The organism is Polaribacter gochangensis (genome assembly GCF_046224025.1).
Lineage (GTDB): Bacteria > Bacteroidota > Bacteroidia > Flavobacteriales > Flavobacteriaceae > Polaribacter > Polaribacter gochangensis.
In genome coordinates this window covers 845518-859912 of record NZ_JBJXRF010000002.1, presented here as the reverse complement: position 1 = coordinate 859912, position 14395 = coordinate 845518, and the positions used below count along the sequence as shown (strand labels likewise).

Here is a 14395-nt window from a genome sequence, read left to right as displayed (position 1 = left end):
ATGTAATTTTAATTGATTTATATTTTAAAACTAACTCCCATGACAATATTTCTTCCTGCATTTAGGATTCCATCTGGTTTCAATCTTGATAAATGATGAATGTATTTGGTGTCAAATGCATTGTTTACAGAAATTGTAGTATTAAATTTTAAAGAATTCAACTCCACATCACCACCAAAACCAATAGAAACTAAATGGTATCCATCAGAAGCTGTTTCAAATAAGCCAACATTTTCTTGAGACAATGTTGATGTTACTGTTAAGTTAGAATATCCGTTTTTTAACCAATTCTTAATGTTAAATTCTGTTCTAAAAGTATTTTTAAAAGTATTGGCCGGAATTAAAGGTAGGTAATCTCCGTTTTGTTGTTTTCCGACAACCATTTCAAAACTACTCTCTAAATGCAACCAATCTATTGGATGCGGATGTAAATGAAATCCAAATTCTCCACCATATAATTTTGCATTGTGCTGTGTGTACTTAAAAACTGGTGCGTGATCTTCTATTGTTCCGGTCGGAGCTAAAAAGATATAATCGTTTAAATGATTGTAAAAACCGTTGCCAAAAAACTCAATATGTGCAGTTTTATACTCTAATGAAAGATCTATTTGAACATTTTTTTCTGTGTCTAAATCTGCATTTCCTACTTCAAAACGATTCGTACCATGATGCACACCATTTGAAGTCAACTCCGCTAAATTGGGTGCTCTAAATCCGCTTGCAATATTAATTCTAGTTGTTACTTTATTAAACAATGTAAATTTATATCCTAAAGAAGCAGTAAAACTTGTATAGTTTTTATCTAAAGGATTAAAAACATGCGAATCACCATCATGAACAACAATATGTTTTTCGGTTTCTAGTTTTCTTGTATCAAAACGAATTCCCCCTTGTAAAGCTGAATTTTTAAACTGTTTATTGATGGTATAAAACACACCAATATCATTAATTTTTGCATTCGGAATTAACAACTCTTCTCCGAAGTTTTTGTTTTTTTGATACATTCCTTGAACTCCTAAAATACTTTCAATACCGTTTTTAAAAGTGGGTAGATTGTATTTTATGTTATAGTTAAATGTTCTTAATTTTAATCGCAAAGCAGCTTCTTCTTCTCCGTGATGTTCTTCTCCTGCGTCATGTTCTTCAAACTCTTGTCTGTCATTAAAAATATAACCTAAATCAACATCTAATTTAGAATTCCCAAAAAAGAAATGATTATGCAAGCTTAAAATTTGGTTGTCTACTTTTTGAAAAGGCTCTTCTGGTGTGTAATCGGTAGATTGATTTCCAATGCCTTCTGTAATTCCTAAAACAGATCTATTTAAGTTGTATCTAAATTCGTTAGAATAACTATCTGAATTGTATCCAATGCCTATTTTAAAATCACTTTCTTTAAAGCGAGTATTTGTAACTCTTTGGTTATTTGGAGTTTTATAATCTGAATGTAAATTAGAGCTCATTCGTCCTAACAACTTCCATTTTTCTGCAGAACTTTTAAATCCGACAGAAGTATTACTTCCTAAAGTATTGCTATAAAATTGTTGATTTACAAATCCGTTTGTGGTATTTGTTGCAGCAAAACGTTCAGGATTTAAATACAAAACACCACCCAAAGCATCAGATCCGTAGAGTAGTGAAGCAGGACCTTTTATTACTTCAACACTTTCTATTCCGCCATCGTTTAACCCTAAACCATGCTCGTCTCCAAATTGTTGATTTTCTAAACGAACTCCTTGTGCATAGACCAAAACTCTATTGCCGCTTAAACCTCTAATTACTGGTTTCCCTATAGAAGTTCCGGTAGAAATTTGCGAAACTCCCGCTAGTTTTTGTAATCCGGCCATTAATGTTGGCGAACCAGTTCTTTTAATTGATGTAGCAGTTAATCGTTCTACTTTCATTACATTTTCTGACTGTAATTTATTAAAAGGGGTTGAGATAATTACTTCGTCAATTGTAAAAACAGATTCTTGTAAAAAGATATTTAAGTGTACGTTTTTAGAGTTAAACTCTATTGTTTTAGTTTGAGTTTCAAAACCAATAAAAGAGAAAGAAATTTTTACTTTTCCATTGGGTAAATTCTTTAATAAAAACTTTCCGTTATCGTCTGTAATAGTTCCTTTGTGATATTCTGTAGTATAAATTTCAACGCCAACTAATGGCTCATTATGAATATCTGTAACGGTTCCTGATAAATTATTTTGTGCTGTAATAGATAGGCAGCCTAAGAATAACAAGGCTTTTATGATTATTTTCATGTATTGTATTTTTTATTGTTGTATTAAAATGTTTTGTCAATAGTAAATCGACAGAATTTAAGAAACAATAAAAAATGGTGGGCCTCGAGTGGTTTTTTTGGAGATAAATTCAACAACTTTTACTTGTGGTTTTTTAGAATAAAGAGTTGTGTAGTAATGTTGTGGAATTACATCAAAATTAGAAGGAAAGTCTACTGATACTGTTTGTAATTGTCTATGTAAAAGAGTACAGTCTAAATCTTTTTCGTGTATGTGAGTAACATCAACAGAAACACAAACTGCATGTTTGTGATTTTCTAAAGTGTGTGCTAATTGTATTATTGACGGAGTCAATATTAAAAATACACTAAAAAGGATGATATGTTTTTTTAACTTTTTGATTGTTTTATTTTCTTTTTTTTCTAACTTTCATATTCAATGCTTCAACACCTAATGAAAAAGCGATCGCAAAATATAAATATCCTTTTGGAATAGCTCCTATAGAATTGTTAAAAATTTCAGTATTTGCTAAATGTGCTCCTTCGGTGATTAACATAAACCCAATTAAAATCAAAAAAGATAGTGCAAGCATTTGTACTGTTGGATGATTATTAACAAAGCGTCCAACAGGATTTGCAAAAATCATCATAATTAACATTGAAATAACTACGGCAGTTATCATAATTATTAAAGCCCCGTTTACGCCATTTGTCATACCAACTGCAGTTAAAACCGAATCAAAAGAAAAAACGATATCAATTAAAACAATTTGAACAATTACTTTTGATAAAGTAGTTGCTGTTTTTTTTGTAGTAGCATCTTGCGTTGTACCTTCTACTTTATGATGTATTTCACTGGTGCTTTTATACAAAAGGAAAATTCCCCCTAAAATTAAAATGATACTTTGACCGGTAATTTCTGTAGATAACCAAGAAGTATGAATGCTAAAAAAGGGATCTTTCATTGCAATTAAATAAGAAACTCCAAGTAACAAAATAATTCTAAAAATCATGGCTAAGACAAGGCCAATATTTGTTCCTTTACGCTGCTGTTCTTTTGGTAATTTACTGGTTGCAATTGAAATAAAAACAATATTATCTATTCCTAAAACAATTTCTAAAAAGGTTAGCGTTAATAGTGCAACCCAAGTATCAATATCTGCAAAAATTTCCATTATTGTTTAACTTTATATACAGTGCCAGTTTGTTTGAATTTTGAAAAACCAATTTTAGCAGTAAAGCTATAAGAAGAATCTGTTACTTTATTGATGGTCACAAAAATTTTGTCTTTATCTAAACTCGTTTTTGGACTTTTCATTCGTAAGCTATAAGAAAAGTTGTTTTTCCACTCAACAAACAGCGTGTCAATATGTTTTTCTGTACGTTGGTAAGAACTACTATCTGTAGATATTTCTACAGTTTTTGTATATTCTTCTATTTGTAAACTATCTATTCTTGTAATAATTGTTTTGCTGTATCCTTTTCCTGCAGGAATTTCAAAAACTCCAACTTTAAACTGATTGTTATTGTCAATAATAACAGGCTCTTTACAAGATGCAATACCTATTAAGACAAAAAGTGCGATGATTATTTTTTTCATTATATTCCTGTAAAATTAGCTGGTGTGATAACTTTTAATTCTTTTTTTATGGCGTCAGAAACGGCTAAAGTATCAATAAAATCTGCAATCGATTTTTGGGTAATCTTTTCGTTAGTTCTTGTCAATCCTTTTAAGGCTTCATACGGATTTGGATAGGCTTCTCTTCGTAGAATTGTCTGAATTGCTTCTGCAACTACAGCCCAATTATTCTCTAGATCTTGCTCAAACTTTTCTTTGTTTAGCAATAATTTATTCAATCCTTTTAAGGTTGATGTAAATCCAATTAATGTGTGTCCAAACGGAACGCCAACATTTCTTAAAACGGTACTGTCTGTTAAATCTCTTTGCAATCTAGAAATAGGAAGCTTTGCAGCTAAGTGCTCAAACAATGCATTTGCAATTCCTAAATTTCCTTCTGAGTTTTCAAAATCAATCGGATTTACTTTATGTGGCATTGCAGAAGAACCAATTTCTCCAGCTTTAATTTTTTGTTTGAAATAATCCATCGCAACATAAGTCCAAATATCTTTGTCTAGATCTAAGATAATGGTGTTGATTCTTTTTAGACAATCAAACAAAGAAGCCATATAATCGTAATGCTCAATTTGTGTGGTTGGAAACGAATGATGTAAACCTAATTTTTCTTCAACAAAACGAGTTCCAAAAGCTTTCCAATCTATAGTTGGATACGCAACATGATGCGCATTGTAATTTCCTGTAGCGCCACCAAATTTTGCTGCATTTGGTATGTTTTCTAGAGTTTTAAATTGCTCGTGTAAACGTACTGCAAATACATTAATTTCTTTTCCTAAACGAGTTGGAGAAGCAGGCTGACCATGCGTTCTTGCCAACATAGAAACATCGCTCCATTCAACAGAAAGTTCTTCTATTTTTTTTACAAGTTCTTTGTACGAAGGAATATAAGCTCCTTCGATAGCATCTTTTATTGAGAGCGGAATTGCAGTATTATTAATGTCTTGTGAAGTTAATCCGAAGTGAATAAACTCTTTGTACTTCAACAAATTTAATTTGTCAAATTCTTCTTTGATAAAATACTCAACCGCTTTAACATCGTGGTTGGTAACCTTTTCAATGTCTTTAATTTTCTGAGCATCTTCAGTAGAAAAGGTGGTGTATATTTTTCTTAAATCAACAAACAAATCGGTGTTAAAATCACTCAGTTGAGGTAACGGAATTTCGCACAACGCAATAAAGTATTCGATTTCTACTTTTACGCGATATTTTATCAAAGATTCTTCAGAATAATAATCAGCTAATTTTACTACTTTATTTCTATATCTTCCATCAATAGGAGAGATGGCATTTAATTCAGATAAGTTCATTTTAGATATGTTGTGTTGTCTTTGGCAAAAATACAGTTTTAAAGAAACTTTTGTCGTGTAATTTTAGATTTTTTGACGCTTTTTTATCAGCGATAAAATATAGGTTCCTCTTGCTTTACAACCTTTACTTTCTTTTATAATTTTTGTGCTAATTAAATGCTCTAATTCTGGATGAATCCAATCTTTTTGCAATCCAAATAAATATAAAGTGGTCATTGTATACGCTCTAACAGCAATTTTTTGCGGAGTAATTAACCAATCGAATCCAGTTTCTACAATGCTATCAATTTGTGCTATAGTTAATGTGGTTTTAAATTCATTTTCGTTTTTTGAAGAGTAAGCAGTTGCAAGGTGTTCGCAAATTTTTGCACAAGGTCTAATGGCACTATCAAAACGCAATCTAGAAATGTTTTGTGTAAATTCTTCTAGATGTGGTATCATCCAACGTAAATCTCCGTGTGTGCAAATCCATTCTAAAATCCATGCAGCTTTTATAGAAATTTTATCATCTACCTCAAAAGTTAAAGAAACCAGGTGTTTAAATAATTCTTTATTGTTGTACACAATATTTGCTACCTTATCTCTGTTTTCTCTTTTAGCATTTTCCATGGATTGTAATGCTGAAACTAAAAAATCTTTATTCATAAAAGCATAGTTGCGTATCTTTGCTAGATAATTGTTTGATGATGATAAATATAAAAAGACTATTTTTTGTTGGTATCCTTTTTTCGTTTTTTTTAAACGGAAATGCTGCTGTTGCTCAAAAATACAATCAGTTTGATAAAAACAAAAAGAGAACTGGTCCTTGGAAAAAATATTATACGACCAATAAGAGAATTAAATATACAGGGCAGTTTGAAAACGGTAAAGAAGTAGGAACGTTTAAGTTTTACAGCATTAAATATTCTACCTATCCAGAAGCTATTAAAATCTTTAAAAAAGATTCTGACTCTATCGATGTAAAGTATTTGTTTGACAATGGAAAAACAAGAGTAATCGGAGCATTTTTAGGTAAAAAAAGAGTGGGGAAATGGACGTATTTCTACAAAAAAGGAACTGTTTTTTCAGAAGAATTTTACGTTGATGGAAAACTAGAAGGAAAAGTGACGGTCTATTTTGAATCGAACGGAAAGAAAGCAGAAGTATCTGAATATAAAAATGGTTTGTTACACGGCGTTTCTAAAAAATATTCTGACAAAGAAGTATTAATTGAAGAAGTGTTGTTTGAAAATGGTTTGGCAAACGGACTTGCAAAATACTTTGAGTTAAGTGGAAATCTTAAAGAACGTGGCCTTTATAAAGACGGAAAACGCATTGGCAAATGGGAATTTTATCTAGATGGAGAACTTGCAACCGATAAAGAAAGAAAAGAATCCTTGAAAAATACAATCAAGAATAAAAATTAAAAGACGTTTTTTATTTTCTCTTTCGTATTGAACGTAGTGGAGAGATCTTTCACCAAGAATGATAAAGATTTCTCGATTTCGCTTCGCTTTACTCGAAATGACATATCGTTGAGCCAACTAAAGAATACATAACTTTTTCTTATCAATACATCAGTAAATTCAATGTGTTAATCTCCCAATTGATTTGTATCTTTGCAGTCAATTTTATTAAAAATGAAACGTGTAATTGTTGGTCTTTCTGGTGGTGTTGATAGTAGTGTAACTGCATATTTGTTAAAAGAACAAGGGTATGAAGTAATCGGCTTGTTTATGAAAAACTGGCACGATGATTCTGTAACTATTTCTAACGAATGTCCGTGGTTAGAAGACAGTAACGATGCTATGATTGTTGCAGATAAATTAGGAATCCCTTTTCAAGTTGTAGATTTAAGCGAACAATACAAAGAGCGTATTGTAGATTATATGTTTGATGAATACAGCAAAGGAAGAACGCCAAATCCTGATGTGTTGTGTAATAGAGAAATCAAATTTGATGTCTTTATGGACATTGCGCTAAACCTTGGAGCAGATTATGTAGCTACCGGACATTATTGTAGAAAAGGCGAAGAAGAGGTAGACGGAAATCCAGTTTATAAATTATTGGCAGGCAAAGACGTGAATAAAGATCAATCGTATTTTTTATGTCAATTATCGCAACAACAATTAGCAAAAGCATTATTCCCAATTGGAGAACTCACAAAGCCAGAAGTTAGAGAAATTGCTAAAAAAGCAGATTTAATTACCGCGAATAAAAAAGACTCTCAAGGATTGTGTTTTATTGGCAAAGTACGTTTGCCAGAATTTTTGCAACAAAAATTGCAGCCAAAAGAAGGTGTAATTGTCACAATTCCAGCTAATTCTGAAATTTATAATAGAACAATTCCAGCTTTTTCTAATAAAGAAGAAGAATTGGCTTTTTATGCAACTAAATATTCATATTCAATTGCAGACGGAAAAACTGTTGGCAAACATCAAGGTGCACATTATTTTACCAAAGGACAACGAAAAGGATTAAATGTTGGCGGAACAAAAGAAGCGTTGTATGTGATAGAAACCGATGTTGAAGAAAATGTAATTTATGCTGGTGAAGGAAAAAACCATCCAGGATTGTACAGAAAAGGCTTGTTTGTTAGCAACGAAGAATTGCATTGGATTCGCGAAGATTTAAGATTAGAAACTGGCGAATCATTAGAGGTGGAAGCTAGAATTCGTTACAGACAAGCATTAGAAAAAGCTACACTTTATAAAGTAGAAAATGGTTTGTATGTTGAATTTGAAAACCAACAATCTGCCATTACAGAAGGTCAATTTGTAGCTTGGTATCAAAACGAAGAACTGTTAGGTTCTGGAGTTATTTCTTAAGCAGTATTTTATTACCTCTCTAAAAAGTAGTATTTTCGACTTATAAACTTAAGTTGATGAAAAAAATAATCTCCCTAATTGCTTTTTTATACTGTTTTCAAGGATTTTCTCAAGAAGATGCTTGGGTATTTTTAAAAGACAAGCCAAACGCAGCAACTTATATTGCATCTCCATTAACCATGTTATCTCAACGCGCTTTAGATCGTAGAACACGACAAAATATTGCACTTGATAACAAAGATGTACCTATTGATGCAACCTACTATTCTCAGATTAAAAGCACAACAGGAATTACCGTTTTGGCGAAATCTAAATGGTTAAATGCAATTCATGTTCAAGGTACACAAGCTAAGATAATTAGTTTAAAAACTACTTTTTCTTTTGTTGATAACATAGAATTTGCAAATAGAAGCTTAAATGCAAAAGGAAAAGTAAGTCAGAAAACGATTAGCATACCAAAACGAAATAAATTTTCTGAAGCAACAACAACATTTCTTTATGGTGATGCAAGTAATCAAATAGAAATGCTAAAAGGTGATTTTTTACACGAAAAAGGATTTACAGGAAAAAAAATGCATATTGCAATAATTGATGGCGGCTTTGCAGGCGTAAATACGTTGAGCGCTTTTAATAGAGTTAGAAATAACAATCAAATACTTGGTGGTTATGATTTTGTAAAAAGAAGTGATAATTTTTACGTTGTAGAGTATCATCCAAACAATAGTTCTACAATAATTAACAAACACGGTACAAATGTGTTTTCTACTATTGCGGGTTATATTGACAATAAATTTATTGGAACTGCTCCTGATGCCTTCTTTTATTTGTTTAGAACAGAAGATCCATTAAATGAAGTTCCTTTAGAAGAAACATTATGGGTAGAAGCAGCTGAAAGAGCAGATAGTTTAGGTGTTGATGTGATCAATACTTCGTTGGGTTATACCACTTTTGATAATCCGAATTATAATTATTCGTACGCTGATATGGATGGCAAAACTACTTTTATTACTCGTGGAGCAGAAATCGGAGCTTCGAGAGGAATGATTTTAGTGAATTCTGCAGGAAATGAAGGAAGTGTTTCCTGGAAATATATGGGAGCACCTTCTGATGCAGCTTCTGTTTTTTCTGTTGGAGCCGTAAATGCTTCTAATGTTATTGCTAGTTTTAGTTCTTATGGACCAACTTCAGATAATCGAGTTAAACCAGATGTTTTAGCACAAGGTTCTAGCTCATATGTGATAAGTGTTTATAATGGTTTGCCAAGAACAGGAAACGGAACTTCTTTTTCTTCGCCAATTATGGCTGGAGTTGTGGCGTGTTTTTGGGAAGCGTTTCCGAACTTAACAAATTACCAAATTATGCAACGCATTCGTGAATCTGCCGATAAATATAACAGTCCGACTGCACAACACGGTTACGGAATTCCGAATTTTGAAAATGCATACAATACTGTTTTAAGTGTTGATGACCAAGAATTTTTAAACGCCACAACTGTATATCCGAATCCAGTAACCAACAGATTAACGATCAAGACTTCTATCCAAATTTTAGAAAATGCCAAGATTCAAATTTTTAATGTAATCGGGAAAAAAGTATTTGAAAAAGTTGGATTGAAAACTAAAATGGTAGATGTTTCAGAATTAAATTCTGGAATTTACATTTTAAAAATAACGAACGGAAATCAGCATAAAACAATAAAGTTGTTAAAAAAATAATGAAACAAGACATCACACAATTATTTAATATAAAATATCCAATTGTTCAAGGAGGAATGATTTGGGTTTCTGGTTATAAATTAGCATCGGCAGTTTCTAATGCTGGTGGTTTGGGTTTAATTGGAGCGGGTTCTATGTATCCAGATGTGCTTAGAGAACACATTCAAAAATGTAAAAAAGCAACAGATAAACCTTTTGGCGTAAACGTGCCCATGTTGTATCCAGATATTGAAAAAATCATGGAAATTATTGTAGAAGAAGGCGTTAAAATTGTGTTTACTTCTGCCGGAAATCCGAAAACGTGGACGGCTTTTTTAAAGGAAAAAGGAATTACTGTTGTACATGTTGTGAGTTCTGTAAAGTTTGCTTTAAAAGCAGAAGCTGCCGGAGTTGACGCAGTAGTTTGTGAAGGTTTTGAAGCGGGCGGACATAACGGAAGGGAAGAAACAACTACGTTTACGTTAATTCCGATGGTAAAAGAACAGGTAAAAATCCCTGTGATTGCAGCGGGCGGAATTGGTTCTGGACGCGCCATGTTAGCCGCAATGGTATTGGGAGCAAATGGCGTACAAGTTGGTAGTAGATTTGCTGCAACCAAAGAATCTTCTGCACACGAAAACTTTAAACAAACCATTATCAACGTTAAAGATGGTGATACTGAGTTAACTTTAAAAGAATTAGCACCAGTTAGATTGGTGAAAAATAAATTCTATCAACAAATACAAGAATTGTATAAACTCAATCCGACTGTTGAAGAAATTAAAGAATTACTAGGAAGAGCAAGAGCAAAAAAAGGAATGTTTGAAGGCGATTTAGACAATGGCGAATTAGAAATTGGGCAAGTTGCCGGAATGATTCACGAGATAAAATCTGCCAAAGAAGTGATTGACGAAATGATGCAAGAATTTGATGCAGTAAAAAAACAATTTTAATGGACGGAACAAAAAGAGCAAACATACAAGTTGGAGTAGCAGTAAGTGTTGTTCAAAAACACCATCAACGAAGCGGAGAACTCACCGAAGGAATTGTAAAACGCATCTTAACAAACTCACCAAATCATCCCCACGGAATAAAAGTGCAATTAACTTCTGGTATTGTTGGGAGAGTGAAAGAGGTTTTTAAATAATAGCTTTACTTTATTCAGTTCCAAGCCCTTTAATTGTAAAAGACTCTGCAAGTGATTTTATATAATCAGAATTTATACCTTTTGGATTAATGTTTACTTGTTTAATCAGTTGGTTATTATGAAAAAACAACTCACTATTTCTGATTGTATCTAATTTTGACCAGTTATTTGAAAATTGTAAAACTTTAGCAAAAATCAATTTCTCATTTTTGTAATAAAATTCAAAATTTGTTATAGAATCATTTGGCAGAGATGTTTGAGTAATTATTCGGTAGAGTTTATTTTTATTGTCGGTCAACTCATATATTGAAGTTCCACCAATATTTTCTTCTGTTAAATTTTCAGTAATAAATTCAGTTATTGATTCATTTAAGTCAGAACGATTTTCTACTTCTTTAACATAATCTTTAATTTCTGATATATTTTTGTTTTCATCACAACTTATCAAAAATATAAGAATTAACGTTATGTAGATGGTTTTATTCAAATTTTCATTTATGAATATCCAAAAAACTAAAAGTAATAATTACTCCACCGGAATCTTAATCTCATACATTTTTCGAGATTTGTTATTCAGTTTATTTTCTCGCAACCAAGGATTGTGTAATTTTAATTCTTTGTAGTTGATCCCAAAATGTTTTGCAAAATTGGCAATGTTGGTAATTACTGTGTCTACTTTTACAATTCTAGTTTTTGGGAGTGTATATAAATCGTTTTCATCAAAGATAAAACCGTATGCTTTTGGGTTCGATAATACTTCTTTTAAAGCGATAATTCTAAACACATAACGTTCTGTTTCGTCAGGTAATAATACGTCGTAATAACTCGTTACTTTTTGTGTTTCTAATCGTTTGGCAACTCCGTAGTTTCCTGCATTATACGCAGCTGCTGCCAAGGTCCAACTTCCTAAACGTTCTTTTGATTTTTTTAAATATTCTGCGGCAACTTTGGTAGATTTTTCAATATTATAACGTTCGTCAACATTTCTGTTGATTTCCAACCCGTATTCTTTTCCGGTTGCCTTCATAAAATGCCACATTCCGGCTGCTCCAGCAGAAGAAGTTTCATCAATTAAAGCACTTTCGGCAACAGCTAAATATTTAAAATCATCAGGTAAGCCGTATTTTTTTAACAAAGGTTCTAAAATAGGAAAGTATTTATTGGCTCTTTTTAATAACAACAATCCATTAGATTGCCAATAAGTATTTACCAACAATTCTCTATCCATTCGTTCTCTAATATCCGGTTTTTCTAACGGAACTCTTTCTCCTGCTAAATTTAAATCTGGCGATAATTTTAAGGCTTTAATTTTATAGGTATCGCTGGTGTTTTTTTGAGGTTGAATTTTTGAGGTGTTTATCGCGTTGATAAAAACAACAGTTAGAATTAAAATACTAAAAATTGATAAATATCTTGTCGGTTTTGTCATGGTGAAAAAATGTTTTTATAAAAGTATAAAAACTAGTACGCATTAACAAATTAAAGCCTGACTAATAGCGGAAGTTATTTTCTTTGCTTTTGTGATAATCATTACATGCGTTCCGTTTTCGATTTCTATACAATTGTTTATGTGTTTTATCGGGAAAACTTTGTCTCTAGAACCATGAATATGCACAATGTTTTCTATAGGTTTTGATTGTTGCCAATGTAAAATAGTTACTATTGCCCAATGCAAATATTCTGCATTTCTAACAGACATGTATTTTTTATAGGTTTGGAATTTTTTCTTCTGATAATCACCTAAAAATAGATTTACATACGTATCTATATTTTCGATAAACTTTGCTGGAAACAGTTTGTAAACTTTTGTTTTTTCAACCAGTTTTAAACGCTTTGGAAGTTCTTGATTACTTTTAATGCTAGAAATAATAATGACTTTTTTAGTTGCGATGATTTTACTCATTTCTTGAACAAGTACGCCTCCAAAAGAAACACCAATTAATACCGGATTTTTATGAGAAATCTCATCACACATTCTTTGTGCATACGATGCTATGCTTTCGTCTCTAGAAAGCGGAATTTTCCACTCTAAAAAATGACATTCGAACAGTGTTTTATCTAACGTAAGATATTCATAAATCTTACTGTTAGCAGCCATTCCAGGAACAAAATAAATATGAGTTTTAGACATCCTTTAATATAGTGATAAATACGGTGTGAAATTCAATTTTGTTTTCCTGTAAAAATAGGAATGACATTGCTTATAAATATTTAAACCAATGATGCTTTTACTTTTACAAAATCAAATCGAACCAAACCGTCTTCATCAATATTGGTTAACGTAATTTCGTGAATGGTATTTACCAATGCAGGATTCCAGGGCGATTTTACTTTTACGTAATTTTCTGTAAATCCGTTGATATAACCTTCTTTATTTTCGCTTTCAAACAATACTTTTGTTGTGTTTCCTAACTGACTTTCGTAAAAAGCTCTGCGTTTTTTTACCGACAAACCACGCAACATTTTACTGCGTTTTGCACGCACTTTTTTAGGAACAACTCCGTCTAAATGAACAGCTTCAGTATTTGGTCTTTCAGAATAGGTAAAAACGTGTAAGTATGAAATGTCTAACTCGTTTAAATAGTTATAGGTTTCTAGAAATAGTTCCTCTGTTTCTCCAGGGAAGCCAACAATAACATCGACACCAATACAGGCGTTTGGCATCACTTCTTTAATTTTTTCAACTCTATTTGTATAGGTTTGACGTAAATAACGTCGTTTCATTTTTTTTAACAATTCGTCGCTACCAGATTGCAACGGAATGTGAAAATGCGGAACAAAAATGTTGGATTTTGAAACAAAATCAATCGTTTCGTCTTTTAGTAAATTCGGTTCTATGGATGAAATTCTCAATCGGTGAATTCCGTCTACTTTATCCAATTCTTTTACCAACTCTAAAAAAGTATGTTCGTGCTTTTTATTTCCGAACTCACCTTTTCCGTAATCTCCAATGTTTACTCCAGTTAACACGATTTCTTTGATGCCTTTTTCTGAAATTTCTTTGGCATTTTGCAAGACATTTTCTACCGTGTCAGATCTAGAAATTCCACGTGCAAGCGGAATCGTACAATAGGTACATTTATAATCGCAACCATCTTGTACTTTTAAAAATGCACGTGTTCTATCGCCAATTGAATACGCGCCAACATAAGCATCAGCCTCTTCTATTTCGCAAGAATGTACTTCGCCAATATCGTTTTTTGTTAGGTCGTTGATGTAACTGGTTACATTAAATTTTTCTGTTGCGCCTAAGACCAAATCTACGCCATCAACATTTGCTAATTCTTCTGGTTTTAGTTGTGCGTAACATCCAACGCCAATAACAAAAGCTTCCTCATTTTGCTTTAAAGCCGATTTTACAATCGATTTAAAGCGTTTATCCGCATTATCAGTAACCGAACAGGTGTTGATTACATAGATGTCAGCTTTCTCATCAAACTCAACCCTTTCGAAACCTTCGTTTACAAAATTACGTGCAATTGTTGAGGTTTCAGAAAAATTTAATTTACAACCTAAGGTATAAAAAGCTACTTTTTTATCTGCGTTCATTCCTGTACATTTGAAAGAT

At 32.1% G+C, this 14395-nt stretch carries 15 protein-coding genes; 5 read left to right on the top strand and 10 right to left on the bottom strand.

Translation table 11 applies throughout. The features are described from left to right. Positions 1 to 17: 17 nt before the first annotated feature. The 6 genes from ACEWL1_RS09225 to ACEWL1_RS09200 all read right to left on the bottom strand — a co-directional run bounded on the left by ACEWL1_RS09225 (position 18) and on the right by ACEWL1_RS09200 (position 5824). Complete coding sequence (locus tag ACEWL1_RS09225) at positions 18 to 2258, bottom strand: TonB-dependent receptor (protein WP_409233009.1); 2241 nt, start codon at positions 2256 to 2258, stop codon at positions 18 to 20. 57 nt (positions 2259 to 2315) lie between these two features. Next, entirely contained in the window at positions 2316 to 2591 is a 276-nt protein-coding gene (locus tag ACEWL1_RS09220; protein WP_409233008.1) for a hypothetical protein, read from the bottom strand. 52 nt (positions 2592 to 2643) lie between these two features. Next, on the bottom strand, positions 2644 to 3411 hold the full coding sequence (locus ACEWL1_RS09215; protein WP_409233007.1) for a TerC family protein: 768 nt from the start codon (positions 3409 to 3411) through the stop codon (positions 2644 to 2646). Next, positions 3411 to 3836, bottom strand: coding sequence for a hypothetical protein (locus ACEWL1_RS09210; protein WP_409233006.1), 426 nt, complete (start codon positions 3834 to 3836; stop codon positions 3411 to 3413). The genes ACEWL1_RS09215 and ACEWL1_RS09210 overlap by 1 nt, the downstream gene beginning before the upstream one ends. After that, positions 3836 to 5179 (bottom strand): adenylosuccinate lyase, encoded by a 1344-nt coding sequence (gene purB, locus ACEWL1_RS09205; RefSeq protein ID WP_409233005.1) that lies wholly within the window; start codon positions 5177 to 5179, stop codon positions 3836 to 3838. Before purB ends, ACEWL1_RS09210 begins: the two co-directional genes overlap by 1 nt. Positions 5180 to 5242: 63 nt before the next feature. Then, positions 5243 to 5824 carry an adenylosuccinate lyase gene (locus tag ACEWL1_RS09200; protein WP_409233004.1) on the bottom strand — a complete coding sequence of 194 codons (582 nt, stop codon included), beginning with the start codon at positions 5822 to 5824 and terminating at the stop codon, positions 5243 to 5245. A 38-nt stretch (positions 5825 to 5862) separates the two neighbouring features. On the opposite strand from ACEWL1_RS09200, the gene ACEWL1_RS09195 reads away from it, so the two are divergent. The 5 genes from ACEWL1_RS09195 to ACEWL1_RS09175 all read left to right on the top strand — a co-directional run bounded on the left by ACEWL1_RS09195 (position 5863) and on the right by ACEWL1_RS09175 (position 10827). Continuing rightward, positions 5863 to 6585, top strand: coding sequence for a toxin-antitoxin system YwqK family antitoxin (locus ACEWL1_RS09195; RefSeq protein WP_409233003.1), 723 nt, complete (start codon positions 5863 to 5865; stop codon positions 6583 to 6585). A gap of 213 nt (positions 6586 to 6798) precedes the next feature. Beyond that, a complete protein-coding gene (gene mnmA / locus ACEWL1_RS09190; RefSeq protein ID WP_409233002.1) occupies positions 6799 to 7986 on the top strand; it encodes a tRNA 2-thiouridine(34) synthase MnmA in 1188 nt (395 codons plus the stop codon). Between the two features lie 56 nt (positions 7987 to 8042). After that, the gene (locus ACEWL1_RS09185) at positions 8043 to 9701 is read left to right on the top strand and encodes a S8 family serine peptidase (RefSeq protein ID WP_409233001.1); all 1659 of its coding nucleotides are present in this window, start codon (positions 8043 to 8045) and stop codon (positions 9699 to 9701) included. After that, on the top strand, positions 9701 to 10633 hold the full coding sequence (locus tag ACEWL1_RS09180; protein ID WP_409233000.1) for an NAD(P)H-dependent flavin oxidoreductase: 933 nt from the start codon (positions 9701 to 9703) through the stop codon (positions 10631 to 10633). The genes ACEWL1_RS09185 and ACEWL1_RS09180 overlap by 1 nt, the downstream gene beginning before the upstream one ends. Then, entirely contained in the window at positions 10633 to 10827 is a 195-nt protein-coding gene (locus ACEWL1_RS09175) for a YwbE family protein (RefSeq protein WP_409232999.1), read from the top strand. Before ACEWL1_RS09180 ends, ACEWL1_RS09175 begins: the two co-directional genes overlap by 1 nt. Positions 10828 to 10837: 10 nt before the next feature. Here the strand turns inward: ACEWL1_RS09175 and ACEWL1_RS09170 are convergent, their stop codons facing one another. From ACEWL1_RS09170 to mtaB, 4 genes are all read right to left on the bottom strand, one after another. Then, positions 10838 to 11314 (bottom strand): hypothetical protein, encoded by a 477-nt coding sequence (locus ACEWL1_RS09170; protein WP_409232998.1) that lies wholly within the window; start codon positions 11312 to 11314, stop codon positions 10838 to 10840. A gap of 39 nt (positions 11315 to 11353) precedes the next feature. Beyond that, on the bottom strand, positions 11354 to 12256 hold the full coding sequence (locus tag ACEWL1_RS09165; RefSeq protein WP_409232997.1) for a lytic transglycosylase domain-containing protein: 903 nt from the start codon (positions 12254 to 12256) through the stop codon (positions 11354 to 11356). A 42-nt stretch (positions 12257 to 12298) separates the two neighbouring features. Next, a complete protein-coding gene (locus tag ACEWL1_RS09160) occupies positions 12299 to 12958 on the bottom strand; it encodes an alpha/beta hydrolase family protein (RefSeq protein WP_409232996.1) in 660 nt (219 codons plus the stop codon). A gap of 80 nt (positions 12959 to 13038) precedes the next feature. Then, a complete protein-coding gene (mtaB, locus tag ACEWL1_RS09155) occupies positions 13039 to 14376 on the bottom strand; it encodes a tRNA (N(6)-L-threonylcarbamoyladenosine(37)-C(2))-methylthiotransferase MtaB (RefSeq protein ID WP_409232995.1) in 1338 nt (445 codons plus the stop codon). Between the last annotated feature and the right edge of the window lie 19 nt (positions 14377 to 14395).